The sequence below is a fragment of the Streptomyces sp. SID14515 genome, from assembly GCF_010548505.1.
GTDB lineage: Bacteria > Actinomycetota > Actinomycetes > Streptomycetales > Streptomycetaceae > Streptomyces > Streptomyces caviscabies.
On record NZ_JAAGMH010000144.1, the window covers coordinates 16810 to 36026 of the forward strand.

Below are 19217 nucleotides of genomic sequence, written 5' to 3' on the forward strand. Positions count from 1 at the left end.
CCGAGACTATCTTGATGTCAAGACACTTGAATTCAAGAGACTTCATGTCGAGGGACCCTCTACACTGATCGACATGGAGGACGAGGTCGACCGTTTGGTCGCTGCATGGCGCCGAGAGCGCCCCGACCTCGACGTGGAACCACTCGAGGTGCTCAGTCGCGTCTCCCGCCTGGCTCGCCACCTCGACCGGGCCCGCCGCATAGCCTTCGCCGAGCACAACCTGGAGCCGTGGGAGTTCGACGTGCTGACGTCGCTGCGCCGGGCCGGCGCCCCCTACCAGCTCTCCCCCGGACAGCTCCTCACCCAGACCCTGGTCACCTCGGGCACGATGACCAACCGCATCGACCGCCTGACCAAGAAGAACCTCGTCGAGCGGCTGCCCGACCCGAGCGACCGACGCGGCGTCCTCGTCCGGCTCACGGCCGAGGGCCGCGACAAGGCCGACCAGTCGCTGGCCGGACTGCTCGCCCAGGAGCGCGCCATCCTCGCCGAGCTCTCCCGCCACCAGCGGGGCGAACTGGCCGGGCTACTGCGCCAGTTGACCGCCCCGTTCGACAACATCCCCACCTAGCGGACGCATCGCCGGCTCCGCCGGGCCGACCCCCGCCCGGCGGGCCAGCGCCACCGCGGCCAGCGTCGAGTGCACCCCGAGCTTGCCCAGCACGTTCTGCATATGGGTGCGCACCGTGTGCGGGGACAGGAACAGCCGCTCGGCGACCGCCTTGCGGCCGAGCCCCGCCACCATGCAGCGCAGCACCTCGCGCTCCCGGGGCGTCAGCGACTCCACCAGCCGCTCGCTCTCGGTGCGGTGCTTGCGGGCGGCGGTCAGCTCCCGCAGTACGCCGGTGAGCAGGGCGGGCGGCAGATGCGTCTCGTCGCGCAGCACACCCCGGATCACCGACAGCAGCCGTTGCAGCGAGCAGTCCTTGGCCACCCAGCCCGACGCCCCCGCCTGGAGCGCCCGCGCGGCGGCCCGCGGGTCGTCCTTCTCGGCCAGCACCACCGACCGTACGGCGGGCCGGTTCGAGCGGACCCCGGCGACCAGCGAGATGCCGTCGACGACGCCCGGCTCCTCCGGCCGGGGCGCGGGCACGGCGGGCGCACCGCCGGTCGCCAGGGCGCCCAACTCGGCGTCCACCAGCAGCACGTCGTAACCGCGCCCCTCGGCGGCCGCGCGCTCCAGGGCGCGCAGCGCGGCAGGGCCGCTGCCCGCGGCGGAGACGTCGACGTCCGGCTCGGCCGCGAGGGCAGCCGCGAGCGACTCGGCGAAGATGCGGTGGTCGTCGACCACCAGAACCCGGATACGCGCCACAGAACCCCCATCGGTGGGGGCGGACAGCTGCGGGTACGGCGTCCGGGGCTTCACTGCGGCCTGCCGCGCCCGACGACCGCCGTCGTCGAACCGCCTGCCGCCCTGCCCCGGACGCCGTACCCGGCTCTCTCGCTCCCCTGAATCGGCACCGGCCCCCACCGGTGCTGAGCATCAGCGTACGGGCGGGGGCCACGGGGGGAAGGCGATTCGGCGAACTGGTGGCCTCAGGTGTTTAGGGTGTGCTTCATGTTCCGTCTTGAGACAGAAGTAGACAGAGAACGTCGCATTCTGCTGAGCGGGCGTCTGCACCAGGACAACGTCGCGGCCTCGGCCGGTCTGCGGGCCCTGCTCGCCACCTCCGCGGAGCACGAAGTGCCGCTGGAGGTCTGGGCGTTGGACGAGCACGGGGCCCTGGCCGGCGGGCTGACCGGGCGGACCTGGGCGTACTGGCTGCATGTGGATCTGCTCTGGGTGGACGCCCCGCACCGGGGCATCGGCCTCGGTGCGCGCCTGCTCGCCGAGGCCGAACGGACCGCCCGCACCGAGCGCGCCTGCACCCGCTCACGGCTGGAGACCTGGGACTTCCAGGCCCCCGGCTTCTACCGCGGGCAGGGGTACGAGGAGATCGGCCGGGTCGAGGACTACCCGCCGGGCGTCACCGAGTTCATCCTGGTCAAGGAGTTGTGAGCCCGGCCCTCCGGGGCGGACCCGGAGGCCCCGGGCTCAGCGCAGCCGGCGCGCCCCGGCCGACGGGACGGCGTCGAAGATGCCCGGGGCCGCGTGTCCGGCCGCCGCGAACGCCTCGCTGACCGCCTTGGCCACGGTGTCGGCCGCCGACGCCTCCACCAGGACGACCGCCGAGCCGCCGAAGCCGCCGCCGGTCATCCGCGCACCGAGCGCCCCGGCCGCGTTCGCCGCCTCGACCACCAGGTCCAACTCGGGGCAGGAGACCCGCAGATCGTCGCGGAGCGAGCGGTGGCCCTCGTTCAGGACGGGGCCCGCCGCCCGGACGTCGCCCGCGTCGAGCAGGGCGATGACCTGCTCGACCCGGCGGTTGTCGCCGACGACATGGCGTACGTAACGGATCACGGACTCGTCCGCCCCGGCGTCGGCGAGGGTGGCGAGCGCCGCTTCGAGACCGGCGTACGGCAGGTCGCGGAGCATCGGTATGCCGAGCAGCCGGGCGCCCTCCTCGCAGCCGGCCCGGCGCTCCGCGTACGCGCCGTCGCCGAGCGCGTGCTTGACCCGGGTGTCGACGACCAGGAGCGTCAGGCCCTGGGCGGCCAGGTCGAAGGGGATCTGGCGCAGTGAGAGGTCGCGGGTGTCCAGGTGGAGGGCGTGGCCCTCGGTGCAGCAGGCCGAGGCCATCTGGTCCATGATCCCGCAGGGCACGCCGACGAAGTCGTTCTCGGCGCGGCGGCCGATCACGGCGAGTTCGGCCGCGGTCAGCCCCAGGTCGAAGAGGTCGTTCAGGGCGAGCGCGGTGACGACTTCCAGGGCGGCGGAGGAGGAGAGTCCGGCGCCCGTGGGCACGGTGGAGGTCAGGGCGACGTCCGCGCCGGTGACCGGGTGCCCGGCCTCGCGCAGCGCCCAGAGGACTCCCGCCGGGTAGGCGGCCCAGCCGTGGCCGGAGTGCGGGACGAGCTCGTCGACGCGGAGGGAGACGACGCCGCCGGGGACGTCGGAGGAGTACAGCCGCAGGACGCCGTCGTCGCGGCGGGAGACGGCGGCGCGGGCGGTGTGCGGGAGGGCGAGCGGCATGACGAAGCCGTCGTTGAAGTCGGTGTATTCACCGATGAGGTTCACCCGTCCGGGTGCCGCCCAGATGCCGTCGGGCTCGGCCCCGTACAGCTCGGCGAAGGTGGCGGCGGGGTCGGCGCCGGACGGCTCGGCATGCTGGGTCATGAGGTGGTCGTTTCCTCTCGGCGGGCGAACTGCCAGGCGTCGGCGATGATTCCGGCGAGGTCGGCGCGGGACGGCTGCCAGCCGAGGCGCTCCACGGCGGTGGCGGCGGAGGCGACGAGGACGGCCGGGTCGCCGCCGCGCCGGGGGGCGGCGGTCTCGGGGACGGGGTGGCCGGTGACCTTGCGGACGGTCTCGATGACCTCGCGGACCGAGAAGCCGTTGCCGTTGCCGAGGTTGCAGATCAGGTGCTCGCCGGGGGCGGCGGCGGTCAGGGCCAGCAGGTGGGCCTCGGCGAGGTCGGCGACATGGATGTAGTCGCGGACGCAGGTGCCGTCCGGGGTGGGGTAGTCGTCGCCGTAGACGTTGATCGACTCGCGCTTTCCCAGGGCGACTTGAAGGACCAGCGGGATGAGGTGGGACTCGGGGTCGTGGCGCTCTCCGCAACTGCCGTACGCCCCGGCCACGTTGAAGTAGCGGAGCGAGACGGCGGCCAGGCCGTGGGCGGTGGCCTCGCCGCTGATCATGTGGTCGACGGCGAGCTTGGACGCGCCGTAGGGGCTGGTGGGGGCGGTGGGGTCGGCCTCGGTGATGGGGCTGGAGACCGGTTCGCCGTAGGTGGCGGCGGTGGAGGAGAAGACGAGGGTGCGCACGCCGTGTTCGCGCATGGCGGCGAGCAGGGCGGTGGTGCCGCCGACGTTGTTGACCCAGTACTTCTCGGGGTTCACCACGGACTCGCCGACCTGGGAGAACGCGGCGAAGTGCAGGACGCCGTCGTAGGACGGGTCCAGATGGCGGGCGGCGTCCTGGATGCGGCCCTCGATGAACGCGGCGCCGGCCGGGACGCCCTCGCGGAAGCCGGTGGAGAGGTCGTCCAGGACGGTCACCGTGTGCCCGGCCTCCAGAAGGTGCTGGGCGACGACGCTGCCGACGTATCCGGCGCCGCCGGTGACCAGGTACTTCTTCGGGTTGCTCACGTTCTGGGGGTTGCTCACTCGCTCGCTACCTCTCGCAGTCGCTCGGCCGCGGCCTCCGGCGGCACGTCGTTGATGAACACGCTCATGCCGGACTCGGATCCCGCGAGGAACTTCAGCTTGCCGGAGGTCCGGCGAATGGTGAAAAGCTCCAGGTGCAGGGCGAAGTCCTCCCGTCCGGGAACCCCGAACGGCGCCTGGTGCCAGGCGGAGATGTACGGGGTCGGCGGCTCGCCGGGTCCGAAGATCCGGTCGAAGCGCCTCAAGAGTTCCAGATAGACCTGTGGGAACTCCGTGCGCGCACCCTCGTCCAGTTCCCGCAGGTCGGGGACGCGGCGGCGGGGGTGGAGATGGACCTCGTAGGGCCAGTGCGCCGCGTAGGGGACGTAGGCGATCCAGTGGTCGGTGGCGAGGACGACGCGTGAGCCGTCCTTCTCCTCGCGGGCGACGACGTCGTCGAAGAGGTTGGAGCCGGTCTCCTCGCGGTGGCGGGCGGCCGAGCGGAGCATCAGCTCGGTGCGCGGGGTGACGAAGGGGTAGCCGTAGATCTGGCCGTGGGGGTGGCCGAGGGTGACGCCGATCTCGGCGCCGCGGTTCTCGAAGCAGAAGACCTGGGTGACCTGGTCGAGTCCGGCCAGCGCGGCGGTGCGGTCGGTCCAGGCGGCGAGGACGAGGGCGGCCTGCTCCTCGGTGAGGTCGGCGAAGGACGCGTCGTGGTCGGAGGTGAAGCAGACCACCTCGCAGCGGCCGGAGTCGCCGGCCAGGGAGGGGAAGCGGTTCTCGAAGACCGCGACGTCGTAGTGGTCGTCGGGGATCTCGCTCTGCCGTCCGTCCCGGGTGGGGCAGAGCGGGCAGGCGTCGGCCGGCGGGTGGTAGGTGCGGGCCTGGCGGTGCGAGGCGATGGCGACCGCGTCGCCGAGCAGCGGATCGCGGCGGATCTCGGAGGAGGTGGAGACGGGATCCAGGGGGCGGTGGTCGACGGCGTCGCGGACGGTGTCGTCCGCGGAGTCGTAATAGATCAGCTCACGGCCGTCGGCGAGAGTCGTAACCGTTTTCTTCACCAGGGTCCTCCACCAGATCCTCCCAACATAATCGCACATAACAAATCACAAGCGAACACCCTCGTCAATGCCGCGGCTCGCCGCGACTGCGACTGGCCTCAGGGGCCACATACCCGGACATTCACCCACACTCAATCACGATCGAACAAAGAACCCCAACGAGAGTGTTCATTTCTCGAACATGGAGGCGTAAGTTCCGTCGGGTTCAGTTCGCGCAACGAAGCGAGTACCCCCCATGCAGACACTGGCCGAAGGGCTTCGGCTCCCCACGAACGGGCTCGACTACGCCATCCTGGCGATCTACTTCGTCGTCGTACTCGGCATCGGCTTCGCGGCCCGTGCCAGCGTCAAGACGAGCCTCGACTTCTTCCTCTCCGGACGGTCGCTGCCCGCCTGGGTGACCGGGCTCGCCTTCGTCGCGGCGAACCTCGGCGCCACCGAGATCCTCGGCATGGCGGCCACCGGCGCGCAGTACGGCGTCGCGGTGGTGCACTGGTACTGGATCGGCGCGATCCCGGCCATGGTCTTCCTCGGCCTGGTGATGATGCCGTTCTACTACCGCTCCAAGGTGCGCTCCGTGCCGGAGTTCCTGCTCCAGCGTTTCGACAAGTCCGCCCATCTGCTGAGCTCCGTGCTCTTCGCCTTCGCGGCGATCCTCATCGCGGGCGTCAACCTCTACGCCCTCTCGATCGTCGTGGAGGCGCTCCTCGGCTGGCCGCAGTGGGTCGCGATCGTCGTCGCGGGCCTGTTCGTGCTGGTCTACATCACGATCGGCGGGCTCTCCTCGGCGATCTACAACGAGGTGCTCCAGTTCTTCGTCATCCTCGCCGCGCTGATCCCGCTCACCGTCCTCGGCCTGAAGCGGGTCGGCGGCTGGGACGCCATGAGCGACTCGCTGACCAAGCAGCACGGCGGCGACTTCATGACCGCCTGGGGCGGCACCGGCATCGGTGACGCCAACCCGCTGGGCGCCAACTGGCTGACGATCATCCTCGGCCTCGGCTTCGTGCTGTCCTTCGGCTACTGGACGACGAACTTCGCCGAGGTGCAGCGCGCGCTGTCCGCGAAGAACCTCTCCGCCGCCAAGCGCACCCCGCTGATCGCCGCCTTCCCGAAGATCTTCATCGTCTTCGCGGTGATGATCCCGGGCCTGGTCGCCGCCGTGATCGTGCCCAAGATCGGCACCCCGGGCTCCGACCTCACCTACAACGACGCGATACCCCTGCTGATGCAGGAGCTGCTGCCCAACGGGGTGCTCGGCATCGCGGTGACCGGTCTGCTCGCCGCCTTCATGGCGGGCATGGCGGCCAACGTGTCCTCGTTCAACACGGTGTTCACCACCGACATCTGGCAGCGGTACGTGGTGAAGGACAAGCCGGACACGTACTACCTGAGGTTCGGACGGCTGATCACGGCGATCGGGGTGCTGGCCTCGATCGGCACGGCGTTCATCGCCGCCAGCTTCTCGAACATCATGAGCTACCTCCAGACGCTGTTCTCGTTCTTCAACGTCCCGATGTTCGTCGTGTTCATCATCGGCATGTTCTGGAAGCGCGCCTCGATGAAGTCCGGTGTCTGGGGCCTGGTCGCGGGCACCGCCGCCGCGATGATCAACTACTTCTGGATCTACAAGGGCGGGATCATCGACATCCCGTCCGACCAGGGCGCCAACTTCGTCTCCGCGATCGTCGGATTCGTCGCCGGAGCCGTCGTCATGGTCGCCGTCACGCTCTTCACCGCACCGAAGCCCGACGCCGAACTGGCCGGTCTGGTGTACGGGACCGAGTCGCCGGACCCCGACGAGGCGCTCGACGAGGCCGACAGCGCCTGGTACCGCAAGCCCGCGCTGCTCGGCTGGGGCGCGGTCGTCCTCGCCGCCGCGTGCTACATCCCGTACTCGTTCTGATCGGAGGAACTCACCATGTCCGACCTGCACAAGGAAGTCTCCGAGCTGGAGCGCAAGTCCGCGACCGCGGCCCGTCTCTTCGACATCCGGCGGATCATCGGCGGCCTGTTCGTGGTCTACGGAGTGATCGTCACCATCGCCGGCATCAGCCCGTCCGACGCCGACCTGAAGAAGGCCGAGGGCGTCCACATCAACCTGTGGACGGGCCTGGCCATGCTGGCGCTCGGCCTGTTCTTCCTGGCCTGGATGAAGCTGCGCCCGGCCGAGGCCCCGGCGGCCCCGGAACCGGACGCCCCGGCCGACCGGGAGTCCGACGCGGGCTGAGCCCGAAAGCCCGTCCGTCCAGCGTCCCGCAGGGGCCGTACGTCACCCGCTCCGCCCGGGGACGTACGGCCCCTGCGGCGTGCCGCCGTGGTCGCCGTTGCCCGCGGCCCGCTCCAGCAGTCCCGTACGGGCGGCGAGCGCGGCGGCCTCCAGGCGGGAGCCGACGCCGAGCTTCATCAGGACCCGCTGGACATGGGTGCGGGCGGTGCTCGGGGCGATGTCCATACCGGCGGCGATCAGCCGGGTGTCCTCGCCCTCGGCGACCCGCACCAGCACCTCCGCCTCGCGCGGGGTGAGCATCCGCAGCAGCCGCCGGCCCTCGTCGTCGGGCTGGACCGCCGGGTTGAGCAGTTCCGCGAAGGCCCCCCGCAGCAGCTGCGGGGCGATGGCGCTCTCCCCCGCCCGCGCCTTGAGCATGGCCCGCTCGACGCCCTCGATGCGCTCGTCGTGCCGGACGTACCCCACGGCCCCGGCGGCGAACGCCGCGGCGATCCCGCGCGGGCTGGGCACCGGCCCGAGGACCACCACCGCGACCTGCGGGCGCTCCTGGCCGATGCGCACGATCGGGTCGAAGACCCCGGGGGCGGCGGGCGACGCCGTACCGAACAGGCAGACCTCCGGGGCCCTGCTGACCACCAGTTCCGCGGTCCCGGAGGTCGGCGCGGCCGCCGCGAGCACCCGGTGCCCGCGCAGTTTCAGCGCCGAGGCGAGTGCCTCGGCGAGCAGTCGGTGATCGTCGACCACCATGAGCCGCACGCCCATCGACCAAGCCTCCCAGCCCTGTACACCCGACCCCCCGGCCGCCTGACCCGGCAAGTTACACGCTTGTTCGACCTCGCGCCGCCCTTACGTGGGAGAAGCCCCCCAGAATGCCGAATTCTGCGTCATTCGGGGCTCGTCGACCGTTGCTCGGTGATCGCTTCGCGGGCGGAAAACGATCGGCCCTGCCGGTCGGTGATCGACCGGCAGGGCCTGGAGCGCGTCTCGCGCCGCTCGTGGCGGCGAGCGGTGGTCAGTCGGTGCGGTAACCGACGACGAGGTAGAGCTTGTCGTCGCCGTCGACGACGCTGCGCTTGCTGATCAGGCGCTTCGACTTGAAGAAGTGCCCTTCGGAGTACAGGAGTTCGGAGTGGTCGCCGGAGAACCGCCGCTCCGCCTCACGGACCGCCTCGTCGTTCGGGTTCTCCATCAGCAGGGTCTGCTTGAAGGTCTCGCCGTCGATGGAGACGATCTGGCCGCCCTTGTCGTAGGGGGGCTCCTTGTACGCGATGATGCTGGTGCCGTCCATCCGCAGCGGGACCAGGCTGTAGCGGTCGCCCGCGTCGGCCCGGGCGCCGAGGAGCTTCCCGGTGGTCAGGTCGAAGGCGACGATCTCGTTGGTGTCGCCGTACTCGCTGGTGCCGTCGTGGTTCTCGGTCGGCAGGTAGAGCCGGTTGTTGCCGACGGCCAGGTTCTGGCAGCGCTCGACCTCGGTGGAGCCGCAACGGGCCGCGTACTGCTCGGCGTCGGCGGGGATGCGCACGATCAGCTTGCCGGTCGCCGCGTCGATCGAGAAGAAGTCGGAGATGCCGCTGCCGTCGCCGGCGGTGTCGCCGACGTCGGCCGCGACCACCAGCGGCTTGGTGGAGACGATGCTCGCGTAGTCGACGCCGGCGGGCATCTGGAACGAGGACAGCGGTGCGCCGGTCGTCGGGTTCAGCGCCTGCACGGTGAGCTGCGGGCTGTCGGACGTACCGCACTTGCGGACCACGGCGAGGGCATCGCCGCCGCCGTAGCCGCGGTCGTAGCAGCCGTCCGCGCCGACCTTCGGCTTCCACAGCTCGGCGCCGGTCTCCAGCTTGAAGGCCGCGCCGCCCGAGGTGCCGCCCGCGGCGACGGTGGACCCGCTGAGCGTGACCTCGTCGAAGCGGACCTGCTGGTCACCGCCGGTGGCGGAGGTGACGCCCTTGCTCCACACCAGCTTGCCGGCGGCCATGTCGATCACGCCGACCTGGTTGCACGACGGGTACTTGTTCTCCTTGGTCGCCTTCGTCTCCTCGAAGACGACCGCGGTCTTGTAGTCCTTGCTCATGTGCCGGGAGGCGGAGCAGACCTCGCCGGGCAGCGGGACGGACCAGAGCTTGGTGCCCTTGTCGCGGTCGTAGGCGACGATCTCGGCGACGCCGGACTTCACGTACGCCTTGTCGGTGATCCAGGAGCCCATGACCGTGGTGACGTCGTCGACCTCCGGCTCCGGGAGCTGGAAGACGACCTTGGACTTGGTGTTGGCGGGCGGCTTCTCGTCGCCGCCGGCCAGGCCGCCCTCGCCGCCCTTGGCCTCGCCGCCGGTGGAGCCGGAGGAGGAGGCCTCGTTCTTGCCGCCCTTGTCGTCATCGCCGGTGGAGGCGTAGATGACCCCGGCGCCGATGATCAGCACCACGGCGACGGCCGCGGCGACGATGATCTGCATCTGGGTGGAGAACTTCTTGCCGCCGCCGGGCTGCTGCGGGGCAGCGTACTGCGGCTGCATCGGCTGGGTCGGGTAGCCGTACCCCTGCTGCGGCATCCCGGGCTGTCCGGCGGGCCCCTGCGGGTAGCCGTAGCCCGGCTGCGGGGCCTGGGGGTAGCCGTATCCGTTGGGCTGCGGCGCGGGCGGGGTGGGGTAGCTGCCCGGCGCCGGGGGCGGCGGGGTGCCGTAGCCCCCGGCGGGCGCGTCCTGCGGTGCGGGGGGCGGCTGCGGAGGCTGCTGCGGCTGCTGCGGCTGCTTGCCGAAGGGGTCCGCGGGCGGCGGGGTCGGCTGTCCGAACCCTCCGGGCGGCGGGTCCTGCGGCGCGCCGAAACCACCGGAGGGCGGGCCGGCGGGCGGCGCCGGGGGCGTGTTCGGCTCGCCCGGGGGCGTGTTCGGCGGCTCGTTGGGCGGCTGCTGCGGTGGCTGGGGCGGCTGGCTCATGGCGTGCGTACCTCGGGGGACGAGTGGGTGTGGGGGCGCGTGGGGCGGGGAAGGGCCGACCGGATGCCGGGAGCGGTCGTGCGGATCGTGCCGGGAGCGGTCGTTCGGATCGTGCCGGGCTCGCGGGCCGTCACTTCTCGAACACCAGCATCGTCGACTGCTCCAGCTCTTCCTTGTCGTTGCTCGCGCTCACGCGGTTGCTGAAGATGAAGGAACGGCCGCCCTGGTAGGCGACCTTGGCCGAGAAGAAGCCGTTCTCGATCCGGCCGGCCGCCTCCGGGTGCTGGAGCAGCGTCTTGGTGGCGCCGCCGGTCGGCGGGAGGGTCACGATGGCGCCGGCGGCGTCGTACTTCGGCCGCATGTAGAGCACCAGGTCACCGCCCTCCATGCCCAGCGGCTTCAGAACGCGCTCGGCCGGGGCGGGCGCTTCCCACTTGGGCTTTCCGGTGTTCAGGTCGAAGGCGATGACCTTGTTCGTCCGGGCGGTCCCGCTGCTGTCGTCCTCGGTCGCGATGTAGAAGGTGTTGGCGTCGGCGGCGACACCGCTGCACCCTTCGAGCTTCTGGCCGAAGATGGCGAAGCTGTTCCCGCAGTCGTGGGTGAGCTTGTCGCCCTTGGCGGGCGCGAGCTGGGAGCGGAGCTTGCCGTTGTCGGTGAGCGCGGCGATGGCGTACTGCTTCTTCTCCTCGTGCTCCAGCCGCACGACGAGCGGGGTGACCGAGTAGACCTTGCCGATCTCCCAGCCGCGCGGCGGCTGGTAGGTCCACTTGGGCTTGCCGGTGGTCGGGTTCAGCTCCTGGACCTGGTGCTGCGGGTTCTTGACGTCGTCGGTGCGGCAGCTGGCCGCGGCGATGAGCTTCGGGCCGCCGGCGAAGGCGAAGGGCTTGCAGTTGCCGTCGGGGTTGCCGAACAGCTCCTTGCCGTCGCTGACCCGGTAGGCGTTGGAGTTGCTGGTGCGTCCCACGGTGACGGTGTCTCCGCTGATCGCCAGACCGATGTCCGACAGGAAGTCCCAGGTGCCGTTCTTCTTGACCGCCTTCTTCCAGCCGGGCTTGCCGGTGTTGAGGTCGATCATCTGGAGGACGGAGCAGTTGGCCTTGTCGGTGGTGCCGTCCTTCACCCCGATGACGATCTTGCCATCGGCGGTGGGGGCGTTGGGCGCGGCGCACACGTCGGCGGGCAGCGGCACGGTCCACTTCTGCTTGCCGTCGGCGACCGAGTAGCCGGAGACGCCGCGATACATGGCCTTGGCGACCACGTCTCCGGCGAACCACGGGCCGTACACGGACGCGCCGCTGCGGGGCAGGTCGACGTCGTTCTTCTGGAGCCAGGCGACCTTCGCCTCGCCCGGCTTGCGCCCGGCGTTGAGGTCGTCGTTGCCCTCGCGGCCGTCGCCGCTGCCGTCGCCCTCGTCGACCGTGGGCGACGCGCTGGGGGGCTTGGGGTCGTTGCTGGTGTTGGCCAGCGGCTTCTTCGGGTCCTCGTCGCCGCTGTCGCTCACGAGGAACCAGGTGCCCGTACCGGCGACCAGGACCACGGCGACCGCCGCCGCGACGATGACGGCGGTCTTGTTCTTGAGGAACCCGCCGCCGCCGGAGCCCGGTCCGCCGGGGGCGCCGGGGTACTGCTGCTGCGGGTAGCCGTAACCGGGCTGGGTCGGCTGACCGTACGGTCCGGGAGCCTGCTGGCCGTACGGGCCCGGGGCCTGCTGACCGTAGGGGCCGGGCTGCTGGGCGTACGGGCCGGTGGGCTGGCCCGGCTGCTGACCGTACGGTCCGGGGGCCTGGCCGGGCTGCTGCGGGTAGCCGTAACCGGGCCCCGCCGGGGGCTGCTGCGGGTAGCCGTACGCCGGGGCGCCGGGCGGGGGCGTCTGCGGCGGACCGGCCGGGGGCGCGGGCGGCTGGGCGGGGGGCGGCCCCTGGGGCGGCTGACCGGGCGGCGTCTGCGGCGGCTTGGCCAGGTTCGGCTGGTCCTGGGGCGGCTGAGGAGCTCCGTTCGGCGGCTCCTGCGGAGCCCCGAAGCCTCCCTGCGGCGGTTGCTGGCTGGGCGGCTGGCTCATCAGCACGTCCCCCTTCGTGCGGTCCGGTGCCCGATCCGGTCTCCCCCGCGATTCCGAGAAGGGTCAATTCCCCTCGGAAAGGAGCGAATCAGGCATGGCTTCCGCGGTGTTACGACAGTCGGGCGGGGCTTCTTTGTACCACCCGTCCGCCACCCGGCACCGGATCGGTCCCGCCCCTGTTCCCAAGGGAGAACCGCCTTGTGATGCCCTCGTTACGCCCCGGACGGAGGTGATGGTCAGTCACCGAAGGTGATGATCGTCCGCACGTCCATCTCCTCCTCGTCGGACTCGCCGCCGATGCGGCCGATGGCGATCAGCGAGCGCCCGTCGGCATAGCGGATCGTGGGATCGAAGACGTGCTCGGTCTTCGCCGCCGACGTCGGATGGCGAAGGACCGTCTGCAGGGCGCCGCCCTGCGGTCCGAGCGCCATGATGCCGCCGCCGGTCGTGGCCTTCGATTCCGGAGCGGCGAGGTACAGCAGCACCTTGCCGTTCTCGACCCGCATCGGCTTCAGCGTCTGCCCGGGCGGCGCCGGCACCTTCCACTTGATCTTGCCGGTCTTCATGTCGAAGGCGACGACGGAGTTGTTGAACGCGCCGTTCACATAGGCGGGCTTCGTCGCGAGGTAGAACGTGTCGCCGCCGGCGGTCGCACCGAGGCAGTCGTCGAGGTTCTCGTCCCGCTGGCCGCACTCCATCTCGAACTCCTCCTTGCCGGGATCGGGCTGGGCGAGGAGGGTGCCGTCGTTGCTCAGGAGCGCGATGGCCCAGTTCGGCTTCGGCTCGTCCTGCCGCAGCGAGACGACCGGCGGGTCGACGGAGTAGAACTTGTCGATCCGCCAGCCCTTCTTGACCTTGTACGTCCACACGGTCTTGCCGGTGGCCGGGTCGATGCGCCGCACTTCCTCGTCGTACGTGTCACTCGGCGCCTTGAGGCAGTCGACCGCGGCGAGCGGGACGTCGCCGCTGGCGAATCCGTACGGCTGGCAGGTGCCCGGCAGCCGGTCCCACAGGTGCTTGCCGTCGCTGATCCGGTAGGCGTCGGTGCGGGTCGTCCGGCCGGCCGTCACGACGTCGCCGTTGACCGCCATGACGACGTCCGACAGCCCGTCCGACATCGAGGAGCGGTCGAGCGTGGCGGTCCAGCCCGCCTTGCCGGTGACCAGGTCGATCATCTGGAGCTTCTCGCAGTCCGCGCCTTCCTCGGTGCTTTCCCTGAGGGCGATGACGATCTTGCCGTCCGGGCTCGGCTGGGACGGCGCGGCGCAGACGTCGGCCGGCAGGCGCAGGCTCCACTTCTGCGAGCCGTCGTCGAGGGAGTAGCCGGACGCCGTGCGGTACATGGCTTTGGCCACGATGCCGTCCGTGATCCACGGGCCGCGCACGGGGACGCCGCCCGACGGCACGTCCACGTCGTTCTTCAGGATCCAGCGGACCTTGGCCTCGCCCTCCTTGAGCTTCTTGTTGAACTCCGCGGCGCCCGGGGCGGGCGTCGGCTTCGGGCTCGGATCGGCGCTGGGGTCCTTCGGGGCGGTGCTCTCCTTCGCGACGGGCTTCTTGTCGTCGGCGCCGTCGTCGCCGCCCACCGCGAACCAGACGCCCGTCCCGATGACGAGGACCCCGGCGAGCACGGCGGCGACGAGACCGGCGACCCGGCCGCGCGAACGCCCGCCGCCACCGGGCCCGCCGGACGGCTGCTGGGGCCGGCCGTACGGCACGGTGGGCGGCTGGGGCTGCGGCTGCGGCTGCGGGTAGCCGTACGGCCCCGTGGGCTGCTGCGGCTGCGGGTAGCCGTACGGCACGGTCGGCGGCTGCTGACCGTACGGTCCGGGCTGCGGTTGACCGTACGGTCCGGGCTGAGGCTGGTGCGGCGGCTGCCCGGGGGCTCCGTACGCACCGGGCTGTGGTTCGTACGGAGCGCCGAAGCCCTCCGGCTCTCCCGGCCTGCCCTGCTGCGGCGGCGGCTGCGACATCGGTGTTGGTCCCCCTCGAACGTACGGTCCCTGCCGCCCCGTTCTACCACCTGCCCCACCGGCCCCACGGGTCCGGTCAGGCGTCCTCGGCCAGTTCCAGCCAGCGCATTTCCAACTCGTCCCGCTCGGTGACCAGTTCGCGCAGTTCGGCGTCGAGCTTGGCGACCTTCTCGAAGTCGGTCGCGTGGTCCGCGATCTGCTTGTGCAGCGTGGTCTCGCGGGTGGAGAGCTTGTCGAGCTGCCGCTCGACCTTCTGCAGCTCCTTCTTCGCGGCGCGTGCCTCCTGCGCGGAGACGGCCGGTGCGGCGGCGGGGGCGGCGGCCCCGGACGAACGGGGGGCGGCGGCGGAGGGGGTGGACTCCTCCTCCATCCGCTGCCTGCGCTCCAGGTACTCGTCGATCCCGCGCGGCAGCATGCGCAGGGCGCGGTCGCCGAGGAGCGCCATGACCTTGTCCGTGGTCCGCTCGATGAAGAACCGGTCGTGGGAGATCACGATCATCGACCCGGGCCAGCCGTCGAGGAGGTCCTCCAGCTGGGTCAGGGTCTCGATGTCGAGGTCGTTGGTGGGCTCGTCGAGGAAGAGGACGTTGGGCTCGTCCATCAGCAGCCGCAGGATCTGGAGCCGGCGGCGCTCACCGCCGGAGAGGTCGCCGACGGGCGTCCACTGCTTCTCCTTGGTGAACCCGAACTGCTCGCAGAGCTGGCCCGCGGTCATCTCGCGGCCCTTGCCGAGGTCGACCCGGTCGCGCACCTGCTGGACGGCCTCCAGCACCCGGAGGTTCGGGTTCAGCTCGGAGACCTCCTGGGAGAGGTAGGCGAGCTTGACGGTCTTGCCGACGACGACCTTCCCGGCGGCGGGCTGCTCGTCGCCCTGCGTACGGGCGGCCTCGGCGAGGGCGCGCAGCAGCGAGGTCTTGCCCGCGCCGTTGACGCCGACCAGGCCGACGCGGTCGCCGGGGCCGAGCTGCCAGGTGAGGTGGGTGAGGAGGGTCTTGGGCCCGGCCTGGACGGTCACGTCCTCCAGGTCGAACACGGTCTTACCGAGGCGGGCGTTGGCGAACTTCATCAGCTCGCTGGTGTCGCGCGGCGGCGGCACGTCGGCGATGAGCTCGTTGGCGGCCTCGATGCGGTAGCGCGGCTTCGACGTACGGGCCGGGGCGCCGCGGCGCAGCCAGGCCAGCTCCTTGCGCATCAGGTTCTGCCGCTTGGACTCCTCGGTGGCGGCGATGCGCTCCCGCTCGGCGCGGGCGAACACGTAGTCGCTGTAGCCGCCCTCGTACTCGTGGACGGCGCCGCGCTGGACGTCCCACATGCGGGTGCAGACCTGGTCGAGGAACCACCGGTCGTGGGTGACGCAGACGAGGGCGGAGCGGCGGGCCCGCAGATGGCCGGCCAGCCAGGAGATGCCCTCGACGTCGAGGTGGTTGGTGGGCTCGTCGAGGACGATCAGGTCCTGCTCGTCGATGAGGAGCTTGGCCAGGGCGATACGGCGGCGCTCGCCGCCGGAGAGCGGGGCGATGACGGTGTCGAGCCCGTGCTCGAAGCCGGGGAGGGCCAGGCCGCCGAAGAGCCCGGTGAGCACGTCACGGATCTTGGCGCTGCCCGCCCACTCGTGGTCGGCGAGGTCGCCGATGACCTCCTGGCGGATGGTCTTCGCCGGGTCCAGGGAGTCGTGCTGGGTGAGGACGCCGAGACGCAGCCCGCCGTTGTGGGTGACGCGGCCGGTGTCCGCGTCCTCCAGCTTGGCGAGCATCCGGATGAGGGTGGTCTTGCCGTCGCCGTTGCGGCCCACGACACCGATCCGGTCGCCCTCGGACACCCCGAGGGACACACCGTCGAGCAGGGCACGGGTGCCGTACACCTTGCTGACCTGCTCGACATTGACCAGATTGACGGCCATTTCACTCCTGCCTAGGTGGTTGATCGACCTTCCCAGGGTACGGCGCGGCGGCGGGGAGCCGGTCGTGCGGCCTCGGCGTCCCGGCCGGAGGGTCGAATACCCTCGTCCGTGGCGTATTCCATGGCCTATGGCGACAGATGTGAAAACGGGGGCGTACGGGTGGTAGTCGTCGCGACGGTGCTGCGGTGGATCTTTCTCGTGGCCGGAGTGGGAATCCTGGTGGCTTTCCTCGTCACCGCCGTCCGGGCCCGCCGCGCGGGCGCCGGCTTCGGCGAGCTGGTCGACGTACTGGAGAACCGGTGGTTCGCCACGAACCAGGTGTTCCTCGCCGTGCTGGCGGGTCTCGCCGGGTCATGGGCCGCGGAGTGGGCGGGCGGAGCGCGCGGGGCCGTCGCCGAGTCCGTGCCCACCCTCGCCCCGCTGGGCATCGTCGCCGCGTTCGTCGTCTGCCGCGCTGCCGGGCCGTTCCGGGTGAAGCTGCTCTCGCTGGTCGCCGCGCCGCTGCTGCTGGGCGGAGTGATGACGGGCTGGTGAGCCCCGGGGCCGGGCCCGGCCCGCCCGGTGACGGTCCCGGGCCGTGCGGTAGCGTGCGCCGACTGATCATGGGGCCTGGGGGGTCGGAGTGGCGGCGACGGCGTGGGAACGGTTCATCGGTCATCGGGTGGCGCCGAGAGCGGCCCTGGTCGTGCTGGCCGCGGTGCTGGTGGCCGGTTTCCTGCTCGTACGGTCCGAGCGGCGCGACGCCCATAACGCCGAGGTCCTGGAAACGGCCTGCGGAGGTGTCCTCCCGCGCGAGACGGTGCGTGGTCTGCTGCCCGGGGACGAGACCTGGGAGCTGTACGACGACCTCGACCTGACCGGGCCGTCCGGGCACGGTCCGCGCACCCTGCTGCGGTGCTCGGTGGGGTGGGACGAATACTGGGGCAGCGCGTCCGGGAGTCTGCGACTCGCGGCGGTACCGGTGCTGGACGTTCCGCTGTCCGGCGTGCGGCTCGGGGACGTCCTCTCCGCGCGGAACGCGAAGGAGCCCGACCGGGCCACCGCGTACCGGACCGCCACCGCCCAGGTCACCGCCGCCTGCCCAGCCGGTCTGCCCGGTTACCCGCACCCGGTGACCCGCTTCCGGGTCCATGCCTCGTCCCTGTCCGACGAGCCGGAGCACGTCCGCACGGCGGAGGAGCTGAGCGACGCGGTGGCGGCCGTCGCCAACCACGTACGGGACCGGGGCGGCTGCGGAGGTCCGGCGGTGAAGCCCTCGGACGTCCAGCCGCCGCCGGAGCCCGTCGCGGACGCGGACGAGGAGTCCGACGAGGACCCGCCGTCCTGCCGCTGGTTCCGGCCGGAGCTGCTCGACGGCAAGCCCCGGGGGCGCGACGATCGGGAACCCGCCGGCGTCACGAGCGACGACGTGGACGCCTGCTCCCTGAGGGTGCCGCGTGTGAAGCCGGCGAATCGACTGGACCACTTCGCCGAAGTGGGTTCGGTGAGCTGGCGGGGGCCGCTGCTGCCCGAGGCGCGCACGGCGTACGGGGCCGAGCTGGCCGCCCTGTCCCCGGCCCCGCAAGCGGAGAGCGGCGAGACGTCGTACACGCTGGCCGTCTGGGCCGAGTCCTCGTGCTCGGGAGCCCGGACGCTGAGCCGGGTGACGGTGACGACGGCCGCGGCCTCCCTCGCCACCGACCGGGCCGACCGGATTCTCGACGCGTATCTGACCTCGTCCGGCTGCCGTGCGGTGAAGGTCCTCGGAAAGGTGTGGAAGTGAGCGACGTCCGTTTCTGGCGCAGGCTACGGGTGCGCCGCACGGCTGCCTGGACCGTGACCGCGGCGGTGCTGGCGGGCGGGCTCTTCTGGGTCTCCGGCGGCTACGACTCCTGGCGCGACGACCGGGCGCTGGACACGGCCTGCGACGGCGACCTGGCGGCCGGCGCGGTACGGGAGCTGTTCGACGGCATCTCCCTTACCTCGTCGGGCAGTTGGAGCGACCGACGGTACTGCACGGTCAGCGCGTCCGACGACGACACGGACACCGGCCTGTCGCTGTGGGCCGGGCACACGGAACGCATGACGAATCTGGAGAACTCCGACGGCTTCGACGCGCCTCTGGGGCACGGCTGGACCGGCTCCTTCCGGTTCGACCCGGACAGCGAGGACCCGGACGAGGCGGGGGCCGTCCTGCTGCTGAGCTGCGGCAAGGAGTCCGGTCACGGGCGGCTGATGACGGTGGACGCGGACCTCGGCCGGGGCGGATTCGACGATCCGGTGGCCCGGGAGCGGCTCGTCGCCGTCCTCACGGAGACGGCGACGGCGTACACCCGGCGCACCGGCTGCGAGGCTCCGGCCGGCGGGCGGGTGAAGGACGTCGGCGTCTCGACGAACCGCAGGGACTACAAACCCGTCGCGGCGGCCACGGGGAGCTGCGCGGGCGTGCTGGACGAGAAGACCGCCGCCCGGTGGGGCGTGAGCACGGTGCGGGAGGTCACGGCGGACCCGGCGCCCTTGGAGAACTGTGACCTGGGCGGTCTGCGCGGTGCGTTTCTGTACGGCTTGACCGCGTCCTACGGGCCGTCCGCCCGGTACGCCCGCATGCGGCTGGACGATTGGCGGGACAGCGACGCCGCCGCCCGCAGGGGCCCGGACGCGCTGAGCGGCTCCTACGCGCTGGCCGCCCGGTGCCCCGGAGCGGGCGGGACGGCCCTGTTCGAGGTGGACACCCTCGGCGACGAGGACAACCCGAAGCTCGCGGCGCCGCTCGTGGACCACCGCGGGCTGCGGGCGGCGCTCCAGCGCTTCGCCGAGCGCTCGGCGAAGAAGCACGGCTGCGAGGCGCCGCGGGCGGTGTAGGGGCGGGGAGGGTGCGGCGGGCGGGCACCTTGCCGC

16 protein-coding genes are annotated in these 19217 nt (G+C 71.6%); 7 read left to right on the top strand and 9 right to left on the bottom strand.

The genetic code is table 11. The annotated features are described in order from the left end of the window. Positions 1-73: 73 nt before the first annotated feature. The gene (locus G3I54_RS35070) at positions 74-571 is read left to right on the top strand and encodes a MarR family transcriptional regulator (protein WP_164618813.1); all 498 of its coding nucleotides are present in this window, start codon (positions 74-76) and stop codon (positions 569-571) included. Here the strand turns inward: G3I54_RS35070 and G3I54_RS35075 are convergent. After that, positions 527-1312: a response regulator transcription factor gene (locus G3I54_RS35075; protein WP_164618810.1), complete on the bottom strand. Its 786-nt coding sequence runs from the start codon at positions 1310-1312 to the stop codon at positions 527-529. The two genes, G3I54_RS35070 and G3I54_RS35075, sit on opposite strands and share 45 nt — an antisense overlap. 246 nt (positions 1313-1558) lie before the next feature. Between G3I54_RS35075 and G3I54_RS35080 the strand changes: the two genes are divergently transcribed. Then, on the top strand, positions 1559-1999 hold the full coding sequence (locus G3I54_RS35080) for a GNAT family N-acetyltransferase (RefSeq protein ID WP_164618808.1): 441 nt from the start codon (positions 1559-1561) through the stop codon (positions 1997-1999). Between the two features lie 36 nt (positions 2000-2035). Here G3I54_RS35080 and galK read toward each other — a convergent pair whose 3' ends face one another. From galK to galT, 3 genes are read right to left on the bottom strand one after another with little or no spacing between them, the layout of a single operon-like run. Continuing rightward, positions 2036-3217, bottom strand: a complete 1182-nt coding sequence (gene galK, locus G3I54_RS35085) for a galactokinase (protein ID WP_164618806.1) — start codon at positions 3215-3217, stop codon at positions 2036-2038. Next, positions 3214-4191 carry a UDP-glucose 4-epimerase GalE gene (gene galE, locus G3I54_RS35090; protein WP_164618867.1) on the bottom strand — a complete coding sequence of 326 codons (978 nt, stop codon included), beginning with the start codon at positions 4189-4191 and terminating at the stop codon, positions 3214-3216. The genes galK and galE overlap by 4 nt, the downstream gene beginning before the upstream one ends. A 14-nt stretch (positions 4192-4205) precedes the next feature. Next, complete coding sequence (gene galT, locus G3I54_RS35095; protein WP_164618804.1) at positions 4206-5249, bottom strand: galactose-1-phosphate uridylyltransferase; 1044 nt, start codon at positions 5247-5249, stop codon at positions 4206-4208. 235 nt (positions 5250-5484) lie between these two features. Between galT and G3I54_RS35100 the strand changes: the two genes are divergently transcribed. Then, entirely contained in the window at positions 5485-7155 is a 1671-nt protein-coding gene (locus G3I54_RS35100; RefSeq protein WP_164618802.1) for a sodium:solute symporter family protein, read from the top strand. Between the two features lie 15 nt (positions 7156-7170). Then, the gene (locus G3I54_RS35105; protein ID WP_164618800.1) at positions 7171-7479 is read left to right on the top strand and encodes a hypothetical protein; all 309 of its coding nucleotides are present in this window, start codon (positions 7171-7173) and stop codon (positions 7477-7479) included. Between the two features lie 42 nt (positions 7480-7521). On the opposite strand, the gene G3I54_RS35110 is transcribed toward G3I54_RS35105, so the two are convergent. The 5 genes from G3I54_RS35110 to G3I54_RS35130 all read right to left on the bottom strand — a co-directional run bounded on the left by G3I54_RS35110 (position 7522) and on the right by G3I54_RS35130 (position 16340). Then, positions 7522-8241 (bottom strand): LuxR C-terminal-related transcriptional regulator, encoded by a 720-nt coding sequence (locus tag G3I54_RS35110; protein ID WP_164618799.1) that lies wholly within the window; start codon positions 8239-8241, stop codon positions 7522-7524. A 250-nt stretch (positions 8242-8491) separates the two neighbouring features. After that, on the bottom strand, positions 8492-10408 hold the full coding sequence (locus tag G3I54_RS35115) for a PQQ-binding-like beta-propeller repeat protein (protein WP_164618797.1): 1917 nt from the start codon (positions 10406-10408) through the stop codon (positions 8492-8494). A gap of 130 nt (positions 10409-10538) precedes the next feature. After that, positions 10539-12467, bottom strand: coding sequence for a PQQ-binding-like beta-propeller repeat protein (locus G3I54_RS35120; RefSeq protein WP_164618795.1), 1929 nt, complete (start codon positions 12465-12467; stop codon positions 10539-10541). A gap of 236 nt (positions 12468-12703) precedes the next feature. Further along, on the bottom strand, positions 12704-14440 hold the full coding sequence (locus tag G3I54_RS35125; protein WP_164618793.1) for a PQQ-binding-like beta-propeller repeat protein: 1737 nt from the start codon (positions 14438-14440) through the stop codon (positions 12704-12706). A 76-nt stretch (positions 14441-14516) separates the two neighbouring features. Beyond that, positions 14517-16340 carry an ABC-F family ATP-binding cassette domain-containing protein gene (locus G3I54_RS35130; protein WP_164618791.1) on the bottom strand — a complete coding sequence of 608 codons (1824 nt, stop codon included), beginning with the start codon at positions 16338-16340 and terminating at the stop codon, positions 14517-14519. A gap of 198 nt (positions 16341-16538) precedes the next feature. On the opposite strand from G3I54_RS35130, the gene G3I54_RS35135 reads away from it, so the two are divergent. The 3 genes from G3I54_RS35135 (at position 16539) to G3I54_RS35145 (ending at position 19181) form a co-directional block, all read left to right on the top strand. After that, positions 16539-16874 (top strand): hypothetical protein, encoded by a 336-nt coding sequence (locus G3I54_RS35135; protein ID WP_343240458.1) that lies wholly within the window; start codon positions 16539-16541, stop codon positions 16872-16874. A 127-nt stretch (positions 16875-17001) separates the two neighbouring features. Further along, the gene (locus G3I54_RS35140) at positions 17002-18102 is read left to right on the top strand and encodes a hypothetical protein (RefSeq protein WP_343240457.1); all 1101 of its coding nucleotides are present in this window, start codon (positions 17002-17004) and stop codon (positions 18100-18102) included. Then, on the top strand, positions 18099-19181 hold the full coding sequence (locus G3I54_RS35145; RefSeq protein ID WP_164618785.1) for a hypothetical protein: 1083 nt from the start codon (positions 18099-18101) through the stop codon (positions 19179-19181). The genes G3I54_RS35140 and G3I54_RS35145 overlap by 4 nt, the downstream gene beginning before the upstream one ends. The last annotated feature ends 36 nt before the right edge of the window (positions 19182-19217 follow it).

What these genes read in the sequence shown, in the direction of transcription:
- G3I54_RS35115 (WP_164618797.1), bottom strand. Translation starts at nt 10,408, where the DNA reads ATGAGCCAGCCGCCCCAGCCACCGCAGCAGCCGCCCAACGAGCCGCCG.
- G3I54_RS35130 (WP_164618791.1), bottom strand. Translation starts at nt 16,340, where the DNA reads ATGGCCGTCAATCTGGTCAATGTCGAGCAGGTCAGCAAGGTGTACGGC.
- G3I54_RS35110 (WP_164618799.1), bottom strand. Translation starts at nt 8,241, where the DNA reads ATGGGCGTGCGGCTCATGGTGGTCGACGATCACCGACTGCTCGCCGAG.
- G3I54_RS35070 (WP_164618813.1), top strand. Translation starts at nt 74, where the DNA reads ATGGAGGACGAGGTCGACCGTTTGGTCGCTGCATGGCGCCGAGAGCGC.
- G3I54_RS35105 (WP_164618800.1), top strand. Translation starts at nt 7,171, where the DNA reads ATGTCCGACCTGCACAAGGAAGTCTCCGAGCTGGAGCGCAAGTCCGCG.
- G3I54_RS35080 (WP_164618808.1), top strand. Translation starts at nt 1,559, where the DNA reads ATGTTCCGTCTTGAGACAGAAGTAGACAGAGAACGTCGCATTCTGCTG.
- galK (WP_164618806.1), bottom strand. Translation starts at nt 3,217, where the DNA reads ATGACCCAGCATGCCGAGCCGTCCGGCGCCGACCCCGCCGCCACCTTC.
- G3I54_RS35120 (WP_164618795.1), bottom strand. Translation starts at nt 12,467, where the DNA reads ATGAGCCAGCCGCCCAGCCAGCAACCGCCGCAGGGAGGCTTCGGGGCT.
- G3I54_RS35125 (WP_164618793.1), bottom strand. Translation starts at nt 14,440, where the DNA reads ATGTCGCAGCCGCCGCCGCAGCAGGGCAGGCCGGGAGAGCCGGAGGGC.
- G3I54_RS35100 (WP_164618802.1), top strand. Translation starts at nt 5,485, where the DNA reads ATGCAGACACTGGCCGAAGGGCTTCGGCTCCCCACGAACGGGCTCGAC.